Here is a 19,301-nt window from a genome sequence, read left to right on the forward strand (position 1 = left end):
GTAGCATCATATGGCCGCCGCGAACTTTGATATCAACGATCTCAAGCGCCGGATGGAAGGCGCGATCAGCGCGCTCAGGCACGAACTGGGCGGACTGCGCACCGGACGTGCTGCGATCTCGATGGTTGAACCCGTCCAGGTGGAAGCCTATGGCAGCCATATGCCGCTCAATCAGGTCGCGACCGTGAGCGTACCCGAGCCGCGCCTCCTGTCGGTGCAGGTCTGGGATAAATCGATGGTGAAGGCCGTCGAGACCGCGATCGTCAATTCAAACCTCGGCCTCAGCCCCGCGACCGAAGGTCAGGTCATCCGCCTGCGGATTCCCGAACTCAACGAAGAGCGCCGCAAGGAACTGGTGAAAGTCGCGCACAAGTATGCCGAAGCCGCGCGCGTCGCGGTTCGTCATGTCCGCCGCGACGGACTCGACGTGCTGAAAAAAGCCGAAAAGGATCACCAGATTTCGGAAGACGACGAGAAGCGTTTTTCGAACGACGTGCAGAAGGCGACCGACGCCGCGATTGCCGACATCGACAAGCTGCTCGGCACCAAGGAAAAAGAAATCCTCACCGTTTAAGAGATCGCGCGAATGTCCAACGGCGCCATGCCAAAGCCAGAGCCATCGGATCGTGCCGATGCGCCGCGGCATGTCGCGATCATCATGGACGGCAACGGACGCTGGGCGGCGGCGAGGGGATTGCCCCGCGCCGAGGGACACCGCCGCGGTGTCGAGGCGCTGCGCAAGGTGGTCCGCGCCACCGGCGAACTCGGCATCTCCTATCTGACGATCTTCTCGTTCAGCTCGGAGAACTGGTCGCGCCCTGCGAGCGAGATCGGCGATCTGTTCGGTCTGCTGCGCCGGTTTATTCGCAACGATCTCGCGACGCTGCATGCCGACGGTGTGCGGGTTCGCGTGATCGGCGAACGCGAGGGGCTGGAGTCCGATATTTGTGCGCTCCTGACCGAAGCCGAAGAACTCACGCGAAACAACGACCGCCTCACGCTGGTCGTGGCTTTCAACTACGGCTCGCGGCAGGAAATCGCCAACGCCGCGCAACGGCTCGCGCGAGAAGTCGCAGAGGGCAAGCGCGATCCTTCCACGATCACGCCCGAAACTCTCGGCCGTGCGCTCGATGCGCCGGATATTCCGGACCCCGACCTGATCATTCGCACCAGTGGCGAGCAGCGCCTGTCGAATTTTCTGATGTGGCAGGCCGCTTACAGCGAACTGGTTTTCGTCCCTGTCCATTGGCCGGACTTCGACAAGGCCGCGCTGGAAGGCGCGATTGCCGAATACGCGACCCGCGAGCGCCGTTTCGGCGGCCTGGTCGCGAAAACCGGATCGTGAGCGGCGTGACGCCGGATACGACCCCCACACCGGATTCCGTCAAAGGCTCGAGCAATCTCTTTATGCGCGTGATCGCGGCGCTTGTGCTTGCGCCGCTGACCATTGCAATTGCGTGGGCCGGCGGCTGGCCGTGGGTCTGCCTTGTGACGGCGGCAGCAGCGTTGCTTTACTTCGAATGGCTGATGGTCGTCGGCGCGTCGCACAACCGCATCGTCGCGGCGGTTGGAATTGTCGCGCTCGTGATCGCCGGGCCGTTTCTCGGGGGCGGACGCCTTGATGTGACGCTTGCGGTCATCGCGGCGGGACTTGTGTTGCTGGCAATTCTTGCGCGCGGTCGGCGCCTCTGGGTCACGAGCGGACTGGTATATGCGGCGGCGGCGCTTGTCGCGTCCGTTCTGGTACGCCTCGATGCGGACTTCGGATTTGTCGCGCTCATCTTCGTGCTGCTGGTCGTGTGGATGACCGATATCGGCGGTTACTTCGCGGGACGAGGCATCGGTGGACCGAAGCTCTGGCCGCGCGTCAGCCCGAAGAAGACATGGGCGGGCGCGGTCGGCGGACTGGTGCTGAGTCTCGCGGTCGCTGCTATTTTCGCGTTGCTCGGTTTCGGCAAGATGCTTCCATTGCTGCTGCTCGGCACGGTGCTGTCGGTTGTTTCGCAACTCGGCGACCTGTTCGAATCCGCAATCAAGCGCACGTTCGGCGTCAAGGATTCGAGCCAGATCATTCCCGGTCACGGCGGATTGCTGGACCGGCTCGACGGTTTCGTTGTGGCGATTGTTGTCGCCGCGGTTATTGGCTTTATGCGCGGCGGCCTCGATGGCGTCGGTCGCGGTTTCATGGTTTGGTGATGAGATGAATGCAGTTCCGTTGCGTAACGACAAGCCTGCCGCGTCCGCCCTGCGCAGCGTGACGGTGCTGGGCGCCACCGGTTCCATCGGCGACAGCACGATGGATCTGCTGCGCGCCTCGCCGGAGCGCTATCAGGTCGAAGCGCTGACCGCGAACAGCAATGTAGACGCGCTGGTCAAGCTCGCGAAGGAATTCAACGCGCGCTACGTGGCGGTGGCGGATGCTTCGCTGCTCGGTCAACTGCGCGACGCGCTGGCCGGAACGGGCATCGCGCATGGCGCGGGCGACAGCGCCATTATCGAAGCCGCGGAACGGCCGGCCGACTGGGTCATGGCGGCGGTCAGCGGCGCTGCGGGGCTGAAGCCTGCGCTGGCGGCGGCGGATCGCGGCGCGACCATCGCGCTCGCCAACAAGGAATGCCTCGTCTGTGCCGGTGACTTCTTCATGGACCGCGCGCTGAAAGCAGGGGCCTGCATCCTGCCGGCGGATTCCGAGCACAACGCGCTGTTTCAGGCGCTGGCCTCCGGCAACCGCGACGAACTCGTGCGCGTCATCATCACAGCCTCCGGCGGTCCGTTCCGCACGTGGAAAGCCGCCGACATCGAGCAGGCGACACTTGCGCAGGCGCTGAAACATCCGAACTGGACCATGGGGCAGAAAATCACCATCGATTCCGCGTCGATGATGAACAAGGGCCTCGAGGTCATCGAAGCCTCTTATCTGTTCGCGCTGTCGCCGGACGAGATCGATGTGCTGGTGCATCCGCAGTCCATCGTTCACGGCATGGTGGAATTCTCGGACCGCTCAGTAATGGCGCAACTCGGCACCCCCGACATGCGCACGCCGATTGCGCATTGCCTCGGCTGGCCCGATCGCATCGTCGGCCGCGCCGCGACGCTGGACCTTGCCAAGATCGGCTCGCTCACGTTCGAAGCGCCGGACTACACCCGGTTCCCGGGGTTGAAACTCGCTTACGACGCGCTCCGCACAGGCAATGGCGCGACAACCGTGTACAACGCTGCGAACGAGGTCGCGGTGGCGGCATTTGTCGCGCAAAAGATCCGCTTCGGCGGTATCGCGCAGCTGGTCGAGGCGACGCTGAACAACTGGGTACGGAGCGGAAATCTGGCGCCGCTGGCAAGCGCGGATGACGCGATTTCCGTTGACCATATCGCGCGAAATAGTGCTGCCGCCCTCTTGCCTCAAATTGCCTTAAAGGCATCCTAGTAGGTTGGGGACGGGGCCATGCGGCTTGCTGGTGAGGGATAGGCTTGTGGATTTTTTCCTGAATAGTTTCAGTACGTTGAGTCATGGCCTGATCGGCTACATTATCCCCTTCCTGTTTGTCCTCACCATCGTCGTGTTCTTTCACGAGCTCGGCCATTTCCTTGTCGCGCGCTGGTGCGGGGTAAAGGTCCTCACGTTCTCGCTCGGTTTCGGCCCGGAACTGTTCGGGTTCAACGACCGCCACGGCACCCGCTGGAAGGTGTCGGCCATTCCTCTCGGCGGTTACGTCAAGTTCTTTGGTGACGAGTCGGAGGCCAGCACGCCGTCGTCCGACACGCTCCAGACGATGACCGAGGCCGAACGCAACGTCAGTTTCCATCACAAGAAGGTCGGAGCGCGCGCCGCGATTGTCGCTGCGGGTCCGATCGCGAACTTTATCCTTGCGATTGTCATCTTCGCCGCGCTGTTCACGTTCTTCGGCAAGCCGAGCCAGACCGCGCGCGTCGATACCGTTCAGGAAAACAGCGCCGCCGCTTCGGCCGGGTTCAAGTCGGGAGACGTCGTCGCCGCTATCGACGGCACTGCCATCGAAAGCTTCACCCAGATGCAGCGGATCGTCAGCACCAAGGCGGGTACGCCACTGGTGTTCACGGTGAAGCGCGGTGATCAGGTCATCAAACTGACCGGCACGCCGCAGCAGCGCGACATCAAGGACAGCTTCGGCAACGTCCATCGTGTCGGCGTTCTCGGAATCACCCGCGCATCGGGGCCGGGGGACACCATCACCCAACCAGTGAATCCGGCGACCGCTGTTTGGCTGGGCGTCAAGGAGACCTGGTTCGTGGTGGACCGGACGGTCTCCTATATCGGCGGTATCTTCACCGGCCGGGAGAATGCGGACCAGGTCGGCGGCCCGATCCGGATCGCCCAGATCTCGGGGCAGGTGGCCACCATCGGTCTTTCAGCGTTGATTCACCTGGCTGCGGTACTGTCGGTCTCCATTGGCCTTCTCAACCTGTTTCCGGTGCCGCTTCTCGATGGTGGACACCTTTTGTTCTACGCCGTGGAAGCGATCCGCGGGAAGCCGCTGTCGGAGCGGTCGCAGGAGCTTGGATTCCGGGTCGGGCTGGCTCTGGTGCTGATGCTGATGATCTTCGCGACCTACAACGATATCCTGCATCTCGCCGCGTCCTGATTGCGGCTTTTTTACAGGCGTGGCCGAACAGCAACGTCTTGTTGGGAAATTGGAATTGCGCCGCGAAAGGTCGTTTGCCCATTTGGCAAAATTGGCTACAAGCGGTGCAACATTGGGGAATCTCCCGGTCCGGAAACGGGTCGGCTTTGGAATGACAAGGGCGCCTGGCGCATGATGGTTGGAATGCGAGTGCTACGGGGCGGCCTGGTCGCTGCCCTGGTCATGGTTGCTTTGCCGGTCGCCGCTGTGGCGACGGCGACGCTTGTGTCGTCTCAGGCTGCCGCCCAGACCGCGGCGTCCATTGGGGTCGAAGGCAATCGCCGTATCGAAGCCGACACCATCCGCTCCTATTTCAAACCAGGCCCCGGCGGGCGTCTGGACAGCGCCCGTATCGATGACGGGCTGAAGGCCCTGGTCGAAACCGGCCTGTTTCAGGACGTGAGGATCAACAACGCCGGCGGACGTCTCGTCGTCGTGGTTGTCGAAAACCCCGTCATCGGGCGCGTCGCTTTCGAAGGCAACAAGAAGGTCAAGGACGAGCAACTCTCGGCCGAAGTCCAGTCGAAGGCCCGCGGAACGCTGTCGCGCGCGATGGTTCAGGCCGACACCGCACGCATTACCGAAATCTATCGCCGCAGCGGCCGTTACGATGTCCGGGTCGAACCGAAAATCATCGAGCAGCCGAACAACCGCGTCGACCTTGTCTTCGAGGTCACCGAGGGTGCGAAAACCGGCGTCAAGTCGATCGAGTTCATCGGCAACCAGGCGTTTTCGTCCTATCGCCTGAAGGACGTGATCAAGACCCGCGAAAGCAACTTCCTCAGCTTCCTCGGCGGCAACGACGTCTATGATCCGGACCGCATCGAGGCCGATCGTGATATTTTGCGCCGCTACTACCTGAAGAACGGCTACGCCGACATTCAGATCGTTGCCGCGCTGACCGAGTATGATCCCGAGCGCAAGGGATTCCTCGTGACCTTCAAGATCGAGGAAGGCCAGCAGTACCGTGTCGCTTCGGTCGAGTTCCAATCCAGCATCTCGACGCTCGACGGAAACGCATTCCGCCCGCTGTCTCGTGTGAGCATCGGCTCGGTGTACAACGCCGAGGCCGTTGAAAAGTCCGTCGAGGAGATGTCGATCGAGGCGTCCCGGCGCGGCTATGCATTCGCGACGGTGAAACCGCGCGGCGACCGCAACTTCGAAGCGCACACGGTTTCAATTGTGTTCGCCATCGATGAGGGCCCGCGCACTTACATCGAGCGAATCAATGTTCGCGGAAACACGCGAACCCGCGACTACGTCATTCGCCGCGAGTTCGATATTTCCGAAGGTGACGCCTACAACCGCGCGCTGGTCGATCGCGCCGAGCGCCGCCTCAAGAATCTCGACTACTTCAAGACCGTCAAGATCGTTCCCGAACCCGGATCGTCCAGCGACCGCGTCGTTCTGAACGTCGATCTCGAAGAGAAGTCGACCGGCGACTTCTCCGTGTCCGGCGGTTACTCGACCGCGGACGGCCTGCTTGGCGAAGTCAGCATCTCGGAACGAAACCTGCTGGGACGCGGTCTGTACGCGAAGGCAGCCGTTCAGTACGGCCAGCGCGTGCAGGGTTACTCGCTGTCGGTCGTCGAGCCGTATCTGCTCGGCTATCGCGTCGCGCTCGGTCTCGACTTCTATCAGCGCAAGCAGCTCGCCTCGAGCTACGTGTCGTACGATTCGCAGTCGATCGGTTTCAGCCCGCGCCTCGGCTTCCAGCTTCGTGAAGACCTGAACCTTCAGCTGCGCTACTCGATCTCGCAGCAGAAGATCACGCTGCCGTATTATCTGACGAATTGTAACAACGACTTCGGATCATCGTTGTACTACCCGACTCCCGCCTATCTCAACGCCGGTGGCAGTGCGGCCTCCCCACCGGGTGGAGTTATTCCCGGTCCGTTTGCGGTCGGTGGCAATAACTGTTTCGCGGACGGCGAAGCTTCGGTTGCTGTGAAGCAGGGGCTTAACAACGGCGCGGTGACGACGTCGGCCATCGGATACACGCTGGCCTACAACACGCTCGACGACAACAAGAACCCAACCAGCGGTCTTCTCGCGACTCTGGCGCAGGATTTCGCCGGTGTCGGCGGCGACGTCAGCTATCTGAAGACCACGGGTGACGTTAAGCTGTACACACCGGTCGTGTCCGACATCGTCGGCGTCCTGCGCCTGCAGGGCGGTGTGCTGACCGACACGGGCAGCGGCATTCGCATGCTGGATCACTTCCAGATGGGTCCGAATCTCGTTCGCGGCTTCGCGCCGGTTGGTATCGGTCCGCGCGATATCACGCAGGGCACTTATATGGACGCACTTGGTGGTACCAAGTATTGGGGCGCGTCAGCCGAATTGCAGATGCCGTTCTGGTTCCTGCCCAAGGAAATCGGCATGAAGGGCGCGGTTTACGCCGACGCCGGTTCGCTGTGGGACTATCAGGGAGTGACATCAGGCGTTATCGGAGCGTCGTGTAACAGCACGCCTTTGATCAATGCCCAGAACCAGTGCATGGACATTGCTTCCAACGGCATGGTGGTGCGTTCATCGGTCGGTGTCGGCCTGATCTGGCAGTCGCCATTCGGTCCGCTGCGCTTCGATTACGCGGTTCCGCTGACCAAGGGTGCGAATGACCGCGTGCAGGAATTCCGGTTCGGCGGCGGTACCTCATTCTGAGTTCGGATCGGACTCGCACTTCGCATAAGGCGGATACCGAAACTCCATTCGGTATCCGCTGCATTATTTGTTGCAGGCATTTTCCCTCAGCGAGCCGGAGTTCCAGTCGCGGGAAAGTGCATTTCCCTGACCGCGGCGGGTGGAATGGCGCAGAGGACATTCTTTAAACGCCCGTCACCCGTGACGCTGGCGGATCTGGCCACCCTGACGGGGGCCACGCTTGCCGATCCATCATGCGCAGACCGGATCGTCACGGGCGCCGCCTCGCTTGATCGCGCGGGGCCCGGCCACCTCACATTCTGTGAAAGCCGGAAATACACGGCCCAACTCCAACAGACGCACGCAGGCGCGTGCTTGGTGAATGAGCGCATGGAGGGGAGCGTTCCCCTACACGTGGCCGTCCTGCGCGTCGCAGAGCCGTACCGGGCGTTTGTTGCGGCGATGCGGGCGCTATACCCCGATACGTTGCGGCCCGCCTCGTGGTTCGACAATGGCGGCGTTGCGGCGGGCGCGGTGGTGCATCCGTCGGCTCACCTGGAGGATGGGGTGGTGATCGACCCGCTGGCGGTGATCGGGCCGGACGTCGAAATTGGGTCCGGAACCGTGATCGGGTCGGGGGCCGTGATCGGCGCGGGTGTCCGGATCGGCCGGGACTGCAACATCGGCGCGAACGCGACGGTGCTGTGCGCGCTGATCGGCAACGAGGTCATCATTCATCCGGGCTGCCGGATCGGTCAGGACGGCTTTGGGTATATGCCCGGCGCGAAGGGGCATCTGAAGGTGCCGCAGGCGGGCCGCGTCATCATCCAGAACGGGGTGGAGATCGGCGCCGGCACGACTGTGGACCGGGGCGCCCTGAACGACACGGTCATCGGCGAGGGCAGCAAGATCGACAACCTCGTCCAGATCGGCCACAACGTCACCATCGGGCGAAACTGCATTGTGGTCAGCCAGAGCGGAATCGCGGGCAGCTCCACGCTCGGCGACGGGGTTGTCCTCGGGGCGCGGATCGGTGTGAGTGATCATGCGACGATCGGAGACGGAGCCATGATCGCGGCGCGAAGCAGCGTGGTCGGCGATGTGCCTCCGGGCGTGCGCTGGGGCGGCTCGCCGGCAAAACCGATCAAGCAGTTCTTTCGTGAGTTATTTGAGATCGAACGTCTCGGCCGGGAAGGCAGCGCGAAATCGAAATCGAAGCCGTCCGGGGCGGGCGACGAGGAAAAGACATAATGGACGAGCAGGCGCCAATCACCATCGAGGCCGTGGACATCGGGCAGATCCTGAAGACACTGCCGCATCGCTATCCCATGCTCCTGATCGACCGGGTGATCGACATCCGCAAGGATTTCAGCGGGATCGGCATCAAGAACGTCTCAGCCAACGAACCGCAATTCCTGGGTCATTTTCCCAATCGTCCGATCTATCCGGGCGTCCTGATGATCGAAGGCATGGCGCAGACCGCAGGCGTGATCGGCATGTTGTCGACCGAGACCGATCGGCCGACCGCCGTGTATTTTCTGACCATCGACAAGTGCAAGTTTCGCAAGCCGACCGGCCCGGGCGACATCATCCATTATCATATGAAGCTGGTCACGCGGCGGCGGGACATGTGGTGGTTTCACGGCGACGCCAAGGTTAACGGCGAAATCGTCGCGCAGGCCGACGTCGGCGCCATGCTGGCGGACTGATCCCGGCGGTCTGACGCGGCGCACGTCATCATGCGTAACAATTCATGACCGCATTTGTGCCGCCAATCGCCTAAGTGAAGGGTGGGGTTGAGTTATAAAATTGTCATGCCGTCCGCACGCTGTTTCACGACGTGCGAACGATGCTGACCAGAGGGGCTGATGAGCAAGATCGATCCAACCGCGCGAATAGAGGACGGAGCCGTCATTGGTGACGGTGCCTCGATCGGGCCTTATTGCATCGTCGGGCCGAACGTGACGATCGGCGCGAACTGCAAGTTGCACAGCCACGTCAATATCGTTGGCCATACTACTCTTGGAGCTGATTGCACGGTGTTTCCTTTTACGTCGCTCGGAACGGCGCCGCAGGATCTGGGCTATCGCGACGAGCCGACGACTCTGGACATCGGTGACGGCTGCGTCATTCGTGAAAGCGTCACCATGAATGTCGGAACGATCAAGGGCGGCGGCAAGACACGGGTCGGGAAGCGCGGTTTCTTTATGGCGTATGCGCATATCGGCCACGACTGTATCGTGGGCGATGACGTAATCTTCGCGAGCAGCGCGACGCTGGGTGGTCATTGCGAGGTGGGCGACTTTGTTTATTTCGGTGGACTGTCAGCCGCGCATCAGTTCGTGCGGATAGGACAGCAGGCGATGGTGGCGGGCGTGTCGGGCTTGCGCCACGACGTGATCCCTTACGGAATGGTCAGCGGACAATTTGCGCATCTCGTCGGCATGAACGTGATCGGGATGCGGCGCCGGGGTTTCACGGCGTCGCGTTTGAAGATCGTGCGGGAATTCTATCAGCAGTTGTTTCATGGCGGCGGTGTCTTCGCAGATCGGCTTGATGCGGGACGCAAGATGAAGGACCAAGATCCGGCGATCGCCGAAATTTTGCAATTCATCGATGACGGCAAGAAACGGCCACTTTGCATGGCCCACAACAATCCCGACAAGCCGAGTGAACGCGCGCACCGCGAGGTCTGATGGCGGCAGATTCTGCGATCTCATCGACAGTCGGCATCATTGCTGGAGGCGGTGTGCTGCCGTTCTCGGTCGCCGAGGCGCTGCGCGCGCGGGGCATCGCCCCTTTTATATTTGCCGTCAGGGGCTTTTGCGATCCGGTTCGCGTGACGCAGTTTCCGCATCATTGGGTTGCGCTCGGTCAGGTCGGCCGGTTGACCCGTCTGATACGTTCCGAAGGTTGTCGCGACATCGTATTCCTCGGCGGGATGGTGCGACCGGCACTGTCCGACATTCGTCTGGACTGGGGCACCGTGCGCGCCATACCCGCGATCGCCGCAGCGTTGCGGGGCGGTGACGATCACCTGCTGTCGGGCGTGAGCCGCATTTTTGAACGGTACGGCTTCCGCGTTGTCGGCATCGGCGACGTCGCGCCCGAACTGCTGATGCCGGAAGGAACCCTCACACGCCGAGAGCCTGACGCTGACGCGCTGGCCGACATCGCAAAGGGGCGCGACCTGCTGCGGGCACTCGGCCCCTTTGACGTCGGTCAGGCGGTTGTCGTCATTGACGGACATGTCGTCGCCGTCGAAGACATCGAGGGCACGGACGCTCTTCTGGCCCGGGTCGCGCGACTGCGCGAGGTGGGAAGAATTCGCGCCAAGGCCGGCCGCGGTGTCCTGGTCAAGACACCGAAGATCAGTCAGGACTTGCGCTTCGACTTGCCGACACTCGGCCCGAAGACTGTCGATGGCATTGTAGCCGCCGGTCTTGCCGGCATAGGCACCGTTGCCGGACATTCGCTCGTCGCCGAAGCCGATGTGATGACCGCAAAGGCCGATCAGGCTGGACTGTTCGTCACGGGATTGCCGCTGTGAGTTCGAGCGCCGCTCATGCCGACGCGCCGCGAACGATATTCCTGATTGCCGCGGAAGAATCCGGCGACCGGCTCGGTGCAGGGCTGATGGTCGCGTTGCGCGAACGGCTCGGACCTGCTGTGAGGCTGATCGGAATCGGCGGCCGCCACATGGCGGAGCAGGGACTCGACTCGCTGGTTTCAGTCCAGGGACTGTCGATCATCGGCTTTGCTTCGATCCCGAAGAAGTTGCCGATGATCCTGAAGCGTCTTCGCGATGCCACCGACGCGGTGCTGAAGGAACATCCCGATGTTCTGGTGCTGATCGACAGCCCGGATTTCACCCATCGTGTCGCGCGGCGCGTTCGTGCCCGCGATCCGTCGATCCCTGTGGTGAACTATGTTCCGCCGACCGTATGGGTCTGGCGAGGCGGACGCGCGAAGAAGATGCGCGCCTATGTCGACCGGGTTCTCGCGGTGCTTCCGTTTGAGAAGGACGTTCACCGCAGGCTCGACGGCCCGCCGTGCTCTTATGTCGGCCATCCGCTGCTGGAAGACCTCGACGCGCTGCGGCCGAATGCGGAAGAACTCGCGCGCCGCGTCACGGCGCCGCCGGTGCTTGTGGTGTTGCCCGGAAGCCGCCGCAGCGAGATCAGACGCAACATGGCGATCTTCGGCGAGACGTTGCGGCTGTTGCGCGCGCAGGGCGTAACCTTCGAGCCGGTGCTGCCGACCACGCCCGGATTGCTGGACAGTGTCCGTGCGGCTGCCGAAAGCTGGCCGGTGCCGGCGAGGATCGTGGTCAGCGACAGCGATAAGAGGGCGGCGTTCCGCAACGCGCGCGCGGCTCTGGCGAAGTCGGGGACAGTGACGCTTGAATTGGCGCTCGCCGGCGTGCCGATGGTGACGGCCTATCGCGTTACGGAAATCGAGGCCTTCGTCGCGCGCCGCGTGATCCAGACCTCGTCGATCATCCTGGCCAATCTTATTCTCGGCGAGAATGTCATTCCCGAGTTCCTGCAACAGGATTTCACAGCGGAGAATCTCGCGCCGGCGTTGCGCGATATTCTGGCCGATACGCCCGCGCGTCAGCGGCAGGTGGATGCTTTCGCGCGTCTGGAAGAGATCATGTCCACCGGCGGCAAGCGGCCGAGCGAGCTGGCGGCGGACGGCGTGATCGCCACAATGCGCATGATCCCGAAAAGTGGGAACCGGTTTTCGGAATAGATCAGCGCATCAAAAATAGCCGAAAGCACCTATTTTCCAAGTTGCCTTCAAACAAAAAGGCCGGTGCTTTCTTGCACCGGCCTTTTTCTGCGAATTGTTCCGCTTACTTGCGCTTGTCGATTCCGACGTAGTCGCGCGACGTGGCGCCCGAATAAAGCTGGCGCGGACGGCCGATCTTCTGCTGCGGGTCCTGGATCATTTCGCTCCACTGGCTGATCCAGCCGACGGTGCGGGCAACCGCGAACAGCACGGTGAACATCGAGGTGGGGAAGCCCATCGCCTTCAGGGTGATGCCTGAATAGAAATCGACGTTCGGGTACAGCTTGCGGTCGATGAAGTACGGATCGCTCAGTGCGATCTTTTCGAGCTCGAGCGCGATCGGGAGCAGCGGGTCGTTGGCGTGACCCGTCTCCTTCAGCACCTTGTGGCACATCTGCTGCATGATCTTGGCGCGCGGATCGTAGTTCTTGTAGACGCGGTGACCGAAGCCCATGAGGCGGACGTTGCTGTTCTTGTCCTTCACCTTGGCGATGAAGTCCGGAATGTTCTCGACGCTGCCGATGTCGGCGAGCATCTGCAATGCCGCTTCGTTGGCGCCGCCGTGCGCCGGTCCCCACAGGCAGGCGATGCCGGCGGCGATACAGGCGAACGGGTTGGCGCCTGATGAGCCGGCGATGCGCACGGTCGATGTCGAGGCGTTCTGCTCGTGATCGGCATGCAGGATGAAGATCTTGTCCAGCGCTTCGGCCAGCACCGGATTGATCTTGTACTCCTCGCACGGCACGGCGAAGCACATGTTGAGGAAGTTCTCGGCGAAGGAGAGCGAGTTCTTCGGATAAACGAAGGGCTGGCCGACATTGTACTTGAAGGCCATCGCGGCCAGCGTCGGGATCTTCGCGATCATGCGCATGGAGGCGATCATGCGCTGCTTGGGATCGGAAATGTCGGTGGAGTCATTATAGAAGGCGGCGAGAGCGCCGACCGATGCGACCATAACGGCCATCGGATGCGCGTCGCGGCGGAAGCCCTGGAAGAAGCGGGCCATCTGCTCGTGCACCATCGTGTGATGCGTCACGCGATAGTCGAAGTCTTCCTTTTGCGCCTTGGTCGGAAGCTCACCGTAGAGCAGCAGATAGCAGGTTTCGAGGAAGTCGCCTTTTTCGGCGAGCTGCTCGATGGGATAACCGCGGTACATCAGAATGCCGGCGTCGCCATCGATGTAGGTGATCTTGGAGTCGCAACTGCCCGTCGACGTAAAACCGGGATCGTAAGTGAACATGCCGGTCTGGGCGTAGAGCTTGCTGATGTCGATGACATCGGGCCCCACGCTGCCGCTCAAGACGGGGAAATCGACGGTCTTTCCTTCAACCGTCAGCGTTGCCTTCTTGGTGTTCGTCTTTGCATCCATCGTAAAGTCCCCGGTGACAGTGTTGCGCAGGGCAAGCGAGGCTCACGAACGCCATGTATATGGGGACGCAAGCGCTTTGTTCCAGAAGTGTGGCCCAAATGGGTAGCTCATTGCAGTGTGCGCTGCAAGATAGGCAATATCCGCCCAAAGTTGGGGCTGCCTTGCATGCGCCCCGGCTATGCGAGGGCCTGATCTTGCAGGCGTTCCAGACAGGTTTCCCGTCCCAGCACGGCCAGGACGTCGAATATGCCGGGAGAGGTGGTCCTGCCGGTCAGGGCGACACGTAACGGCTGGGCGACCGCCCCGAGTTTGAGATTATTTTCTTCGGCAAAGCTGCGCATGGCGGCTTCGGTGGTATCGGCTGCCCACGGGCTGACTGTTTCCAGCGCAGCTTTCAGTTTCCCGATCAGTTGGCGCGTCTCCGGCGTCATCACCGCCGCCGCTTTTGGTTCAAGCTCAAGCGGCCGATCGGCAAAGATAAAATGAGAGCTGTCGATCAATTCCAGGAGAGTCTTGGCGCGCTCCTTCAAGCCCGGCATGGCAGCCAGCAACTGGGCGCGGGTAGTGTCATTCAGCTTGGCTTTGATCGCCGCCCCGCCGGGCACGAATTGCAGCACATCCTCGAAGCTCGCCAGCAGCGTCTTGTCGTCCGTCGTGCGGATGTAGTGACCATTGAGATTTTCGAGCTTGGCGAAATCGAACCGCGCGGCCGAACGCCCGATCGCCGGCAGATCGAACTCCTTGATCATTTCGTCGGTCGAGAAAATCTCCTGATCGCCGTGGCTCCAGCCTAGCCGCACCAGATAGTTCCGCAGCGCCTCGGGCAGGTATCCCATGGCGCGATAGGCATCGACGCCGAGGGCGCCGTGACGCTTGGAAAGCTTCGAGCCGTCCGGGCCGTGGATCAACGGAATGTGAGACATGACAGGCACGTCCCATCCGAGCGCGTCGTAGATATGCTTCTGGCGGGCGGCATTGATCAGATGGTCGTCGCCACGAATGACATGCGTGACGTCCATGTCGTGATCATCGACCACCACGGCGAGCATATAGGTCGGGTTGCCGTCGGAGCGCAGCAGCACGAGATCGTCGAAGTTCTCGTTCTGCCAGACCACGCGGCCCTGCACCTGATCCTCGATCACGGTCTCGCCGGTCTGCGGCGCTTTCAGCCGGATCACCGGCTTGACGCCGGCGGGCGCTTCCGAGGGATCGCGGTCGCGCCAGCGCCCGTCGTAGCGCATGGCGCGTCCTTCGGCCTTGGCGGCCTCGCGCATCTGGGTGAGTTCCTCTGGCGTCGCGTAGCAATGATACGCCTTGCCCTCCGCGAGCAACTGCTCGGCGATTTCGCGGTGCCGCGCGGCGCGGGCAAACTGAAAGACCGTCTCGCCGTCCCATGTGATGCCGAGCCATTTGAGGCCGTCGATGATCGCGGCGATGGCAGGCTCAGTGGAGCGCTCGCGGTCGGTATCCTCGATCCGCAGCAGCATCTTCCCGCCCCGTCCGCGTGCGTAAAGCCAGTTGAACAGCGCGGTGCGTCCTCCGCCAATATGGAGGAAGCCGGTCGGTGAGGGCGCAAAGCGGGTAACGACGGGTTTGGTCATGGCAGCGTTCAGGAGCCTCGGGAAAGTGTTGGCGGGCCGTGTATCACACCGGTGGCGCAGTGTCTCAAAGCGAATTGCGACGAATTAAATGGACTTTCGCCGGGTGCCGCCGGTCACGGGAACGCCATTTGGCCTTGGCGGGGCCGCCCGGATTTGGCACATAGACGCCAACTTGAAAGGGTTTCAATGACTGACGAATCGGGTTCGGACGCGGGCGGCGACTTCATCCGCGACATTGTCGCTGCGGATCTTGCCGCCGGGAAGCACGCCGGCGTGGTGACGCGCTTTCCGCCGGAGCCGAACGGATACCTGCATCTCGGCCATGCGAAATCGATCTGCCTGAACTTCGGAATTGCCGAGGAATTCGGCGGGCATTGCAGCCTGCGCTTCGACGACACCAATCCGACCAAGGAAGAACAGGAATACATCGATGCGATCGAGCGCGACGTGCGCTGGCTCGGCTTCGACTGGGGCACGCACCTGCATTTCGCGTCGGACTATTTCGAGCAGCTTTATGGCTGGGCGCAGGATTTGATCCGCTCCGGGAAGGCCTATGTCGACGATCAGTCGCAGGAGGAAATCCGGCTGACGCGCGGCACGCTGACCGAGCCCGGACAGAACAGCCCGTTCCGCGAGCGGAGCGTTGCGGAAAATCTCGACCTGTTCACGCGGATGCGCGCCGGCGAATTTCCGAACGGCGCGCGCGTACTGCGCGCCAAGATCGACATGACGTCAGGCAACATCAACCTGCGCGATCCCGTGCTCTATCGCATCCTGCACGCGCATCATCCGCGCACCGGGGGGGCGTGGACAATCTATCCGAGCTACGATTTCGCGCATGGCCAGTCCGACGCCATCGAGCACGTCACCCATTCGATCTGCACGCTGGAATTCGCCGATCATCGGCCGCTCTACGACTGGTTCATCGAGAATCTTCCGGTGCCGTCGCGCCCGCGGCAGTACGAATTCGCGCGTCTCAATGTCACCCACACGCTGCTGTCCAAGCGCGTGCTGACGGAACTGGTGCGTGGCGGGCATGTCACCGGCTGGGACGATCCGCGCATGCCGACGCTTGCGGGTTTGCAGCGACGTGGCGTGCCGGCGGAAGCGCTGCGTGAATTCGTGAAGCGGATCGGTGTCGCCAAGGCGAACAGCACCGTGGACATCGGCATGTTCGACTTCGTGGTCCGCGAGACGCTCAACAAGAGCGCGCCGCGCCGCATGGCCGTGCTGCGTCCGCTCAAGGTGGTGATCGAAAATTATCCGGAAGGGCAGGTCGAACATCTCGACGCCGTCAATCATCCGGAGGTGCCGGCATTGGGATCGCGGCAGATTCCGTTCGGGCGTGAAATTTACATCGAGCACGACGACTTCATGGAAACGCCGGTAAAAAAGTTTTTCCGGCTTGCACCGGGCAAAGAGGTGAGGCTGCGCTACGGCTATTTCATCACCTGCCGCGACGTCATCAAGAATGCCGCGGGCGAAGTGATCGAACTGCGCTGCACCTACGACCCAGAAACCCGGGGCGGCAACGCGCCCGACGGCCGCAAGGTGAAGGGGACGATCCACTGGGTCGCCGCGTCGGACGCAGTGCCGGCTGAGGTGAGGCTCTACAATCTTCTGTTCTCGGCGCAGCAGCCCGACGCCGCCAACTTCGCGTCACAGATCAATCCGGACTCGCTCGAGGTCGTGACGGCGATGGTCGAACCGTCGCTGGCCGGCGCGAACGATCCCGGCACGATGCAGTTCGAGCGGCAGGGATACTTCTGCCGCGACCGCGACTCCACGCCCGGCAAGCTGGTGTTCAACCGCACCGTTGGATTGCGCGACACCTGGGCCAAGGTTGCATCCGAAGCGTGAAGATATAGTCGCGCATTCTGCATCCGTTCCGCTGTCCCTTTTGATGCACCGTCAGGTAGCATCCGATCGCGGGGACGCGCGGGCGGGGCGGCGCGATGGCCAGCCGGGACAACGATCAGCGGCGCACACAAGGCCGGGTGACCACCTGGCCGCCGCGGGGTGCTGCGCAGGCCGGCTCAGCCGCCGAAAGCGGCGCGGGTCTCTGGTCGTCGTGGATCGGTATCCTGAAAAGCTGGTTGCGCGCCGAAGCGGGACCGGGGCGGTTGCTGCCCTGGGTGCCGGTCGCGTTCGGCACAGGAATCGCGGCGTATTTCGCAGCGGATCGCGAGCCGGTCGCGTCCGTTGCCGCCGTGACTGCAGCCGTCCTCTGCATCGCCGCGTTCCTCGCGCGTAGGCACCCGATGTTTCCGGCGGTGGTAATGCTGGCCGCGCTCGCCGCGGGCTTCGCGACGGCCGCGCTCAAGACCGCCCGGGTCGCGCATGGCGTGCTGGCGCGTCCGATGTTCGCCGTGACGATGAAGGGCTTTGTCGAAACCCGCGATGAGCGCGAGCGCACCGATCGCTTCGTACTGCGCGTGGAAGAGATGGAAGCTCCGCGCAGCGAAATCAAACTCGAACGTGTGCGGCTGTCGGTCAAGAAAGGCACTGCGCCTGCGGTCGGCAGTTTTGTTGAGCTGAAGGCGCGGCTACTGCCGCCGCTGTCGCCGCTGCGCCCCGGCAGTTACGATTTTGGCCGCGACATGTATTTCGCCGGGATCGGCGCATCCGGATTCGCGATGGGCGCGATCAAGACCATCGAGGCGCCGCGCAGCGGCGGCACATATCTGCGTTATGCCGCGACGATGCAGGGGATGCGCGATGCAATCGACGCGCGGATTCGCAGCGTCCTCACCGGCGATTCACGCGCCATTGCAACGGCGCTGCTCACCGGACGCCGCGACGCGATTTCCACGCCGGTGAACGACGCCATGTTTATCTCCGGGCTTGGCCATGTGCTGTCGATCTCCGGCTATCACATGGCGGTGGTGGCGGGCGTCGTGTTCTTCGCGGTGCGTGCGCTGCTCGCGCTGTTTCCCGGATTAACGGTGACGTTCCCGATCAAGAAATGGTCGGCGGCGGCGGCCTTCGTCGCGGCGTTGTTCTATCTGCTGTTGTCGGGCGCGGAGGTTGCGACGCAACGATCGTTCTTCATGACGGCGGTGGTGCTGATCGCGGTGATGGTGGACCGCCGCGCCATCACGTTCCGCACGCTTGCGGTGGCGGCGATGATCGTGCTGCTGATCGCACCGGAGGCGCTGGTGCATCCGAGTTTCCAGATGTCGTTCGCGGCGACGCTCGGACTCGTGGCGCTGGTCCAACTCGGGATGCCGAACCTGTTCGCGTCGCCGGACAATACGCAGGTGGCGCGCGCCGCGTTGTGGGGCGGCCGCGAGATCACGATGCTGGCGCTGGCGTCGCTGGTCGCGGGATTTGCGACGATGCCTTACGCGGCATTTCACTTTCATCGCGTGACGCCCTACGGGGTGCTGGCCAATCTCGCGGCGATGCCGGTTGTCTCGGTGCTGGTGATGCCGGCCGGATTGTTGGGGCTGCTCGCCATGCCGTTCGGCTTCGACGGCGTGTTCTGGCGGCTGATGGATGTCGGCATCGGCTGGATGATGGCGGTGGCGCAATGGGTCGCGGCATTGCCGGGCGCCATCGGGCGGCTTGCGGCGTTCGGGACCGGGCCATTGGCGGTAATGAGCGCGGGCATCATCGTGCTCGGTCTGTTGCGGACGCCGCTGCGCTGGGTAGGAGCGGGGCTGATCGTGCTCGCAACGGCGTGGGCGCTGACAACACCGCAGCCGGATATTCTCGTGGCTGGCGATGGGCACACCGTCGGGGTACGCGGCAAGGATGGCAGGCTGCGCCTGATGCGCACCGGCAAGGATGCTTTCCTGTCGCGCGAATGGCTCGCCGCCGATGCCGATACCCGCACGGCGGCCGATCCGTCGCTGGTAGATGGTGTGTCCTGCGACAATGCGGGATGCGTGGTGCAGGCGGAAGGCGGCGCCACCGTCGCTCTCACGCTGAAACCTGGAGCTTTCGCGGACGACTGTGCGCGCGCCGCCGTGATCGTGACGTTGCGGCAACCACCGGCCGGTTGCGCGGCCACGGTGCTGGATCAGGACACGCTGCGCAGGCGCGGGACGCTCGCCTTGCGCAAGACCGCCGAAGGCTATGCCGTCACAGCCATCAGGCCGCGCGGCGTCGATCGCCCTTGGTCTGCGGCAGTTGCGGAGGATGAGCCACAGGCTCCAGCGTCTCGGCCGAATGTCCCGGCGCGCTCCGTCGATGCGACGCCCGCCGAAAGCGACCTCCAGCCGGACGATTAAT

General features: G+C 62.8%; 15 protein-coding genes. 13 read left to right on the forward strand and 2 right to left on the reverse strand.

Annotated elements, in window-relative coordinates; all coding sequences use genetic code 11:
* The first annotated feature begins 10 nt into the window (after positions 1-10).
* The 11 genes from frr (at position 11) to lpxB (ending at position 12,056) form a co-directional block, all read left to right on the forward strand.
* Positions 11-574: a ribosome recycling factor gene (gene frr / locus AC1RKJ_RS00970; protein WP_492789043.1), complete on the forward strand. Its 564-nt coding sequence runs from the start codon at positions 11-13 to the stop codon at positions 572-574.
* 12 nt (positions 575-586) lie between these two features.
* Complete coding sequence (locus tag AC1RKJ_RS00975; RefSeq protein ID WP_492789044.1) at positions 587-1,345, forward strand: isoprenyl transferase; 759 nt, start codon at positions 587-589, stop codon at positions 1,343-1,345.
* Between the two features lie 62 nt (positions 1,346-1,407).
* Positions 1,408-2,196 carry a phosphatidate cytidylyltransferase gene (locus AC1RKJ_RS00980; protein WP_492792613.1) on the forward strand — a complete coding sequence of 263 codons (789 nt, stop codon included), beginning with the start codon at positions 1,408-1,410 and terminating at the stop codon, positions 2,194-2,196.
* Between the two features lie 4 nt (positions 2,197-2,200).
* Entirely contained in the window at positions 2,201-3,424 is a 1,224-nt protein-coding gene (dxr, locus tag AC1RKJ_RS00985) for a 1-deoxy-D-xylulose-5-phosphate reductoisomerase (RefSeq protein WP_492789045.1), read from the forward strand.
* A 46-nt stretch (positions 3,425-3,470) separates the two neighbouring features.
* Positions 3,471-4,619, forward strand: coding sequence for an RIP metalloprotease RseP (rseP, locus tag AC1RKJ_RS00990; protein WP_492789046.1), 1,149 nt, complete (start codon positions 3,471-3,473; stop codon positions 4,617-4,619).
* A 171-nt stretch (positions 4,620-4,790) separates the two neighbouring features.
* Positions 4,791-7,322, forward strand: a complete 2,532-nt coding sequence (bamA, locus tag AC1RKJ_RS00995) for an outer membrane protein assembly factor BamA (protein ID WP_492789047.1) — start codon at positions 4,791-4,793, stop codon at positions 7,320-7,322.
* Positions 7,323-7,466: 144 nt separating this feature from the next.
* The gene (gene lpxD, locus AC1RKJ_RS01000; protein ID WP_492789048.1) at positions 7,467-8,552 is read left to right on the forward strand and encodes a UDP-3-O-(3-hydroxymyristoyl)glucosamine N-acyltransferase; all 1,086 of its coding nucleotides are present in this window, start codon (positions 7,467-7,469) and stop codon (positions 8,550-8,552) included.
* On the forward strand, positions 8,552-9,010 hold the full coding sequence (fabZ, locus tag AC1RKJ_RS01005; protein WP_492789049.1) for a 3-hydroxyacyl-ACP dehydratase FabZ: 459 nt from the start codon (positions 8,552-8,554) through the stop codon (positions 9,008-9,010). Before lpxD ends, fabZ begins: the two co-directional genes overlap by 1 nt.
* Before the next feature lie 159 nt (positions 9,011-9,169).
* Positions 9,170-9,997 carry an acyl-ACP--UDP-N-acetylglucosamine O-acyltransferase gene (gene lpxA / locus AC1RKJ_RS01010; RefSeq protein ID WP_492789050.1) on the forward strand — a complete coding sequence of 276 codons (828 nt, stop codon included), beginning with the start codon at positions 9,170-9,172 and terminating at the stop codon, positions 9,995-9,997.
* Entirely contained in the window at positions 9,997-10,851 is an 855-nt protein-coding gene (locus AC1RKJ_RS01015) for an LpxI family protein (RefSeq protein ID WP_492789051.1), read from the forward strand. Before lpxA ends, AC1RKJ_RS01015 begins: the two co-directional genes overlap by 1 nt.
* Positions 10,848-12,056: a lipid-A-disaccharide synthase gene (lpxB, locus tag AC1RKJ_RS01020; RefSeq protein WP_492789052.1), complete on the forward strand. Its 1,209-nt coding sequence runs from the start codon at positions 10,848-10,850 to the stop codon at positions 12,054-12,056. Before AC1RKJ_RS01015 ends, lpxB begins: the two co-directional genes overlap by 4 nt.
* Positions 12,057-12,159: 103 nt before the next feature.
* On the opposite strand, the gene gltA is transcribed toward lpxB, so the two are convergent.
* Complete coding sequence (gene gltA / locus AC1RKJ_RS01025) at positions 12,160-13,464, reverse strand: citrate synthase (RefSeq protein ID WP_492789053.1); 1,305 nt, start codon at positions 13,462-13,464, stop codon at positions 12,160-12,162.
* A 176-nt stretch (positions 13,465-13,640) separates the two neighbouring features.
* Positions 13,641-15,065, reverse strand: a complete 1,425-nt coding sequence (gene gltX, locus AC1RKJ_RS01030; RefSeq protein ID WP_492789054.1) for a glutamate--tRNA ligase — start codon at positions 15,063-15,065, stop codon at positions 13,641-13,643.
* Between the two features lie 186 nt (positions 15,066-15,251).
* On the opposite strand from gltX, the gene AC1RKJ_RS01035 reads away from it, so the two are divergent.
* Together AC1RKJ_RS01035 and AC1RKJ_RS01040 are read left to right on the forward strand one after the other, a co-directional pair.
* Positions 15,252-16,925 carry a glutamine--tRNA ligase/YqeY domain fusion protein gene (locus AC1RKJ_RS01035; RefSeq protein WP_492789055.1) on the forward strand — a complete coding sequence of 558 codons (1,674 nt, stop codon included), beginning with the start codon at positions 15,252-15,254 and terminating at the stop codon, positions 16,923-16,925.
* A 95-nt stretch (positions 16,926-17,020) separates the two neighbouring features.
* On the forward strand, positions 17,021-19,300 hold the full coding sequence (locus AC1RKJ_RS01040) for a ComEC/Rec2 family competence protein (protein ID WP_492789056.1): 2,280 nt from the start codon (positions 17,021-17,023) through the stop codon (positions 19,298-19,300).
* Position 19,301: the final 1 nt, after the last annotated feature.

The organism is Afipia sp. GW822-FHT04G07 (genome assembly GCF_058800765.1).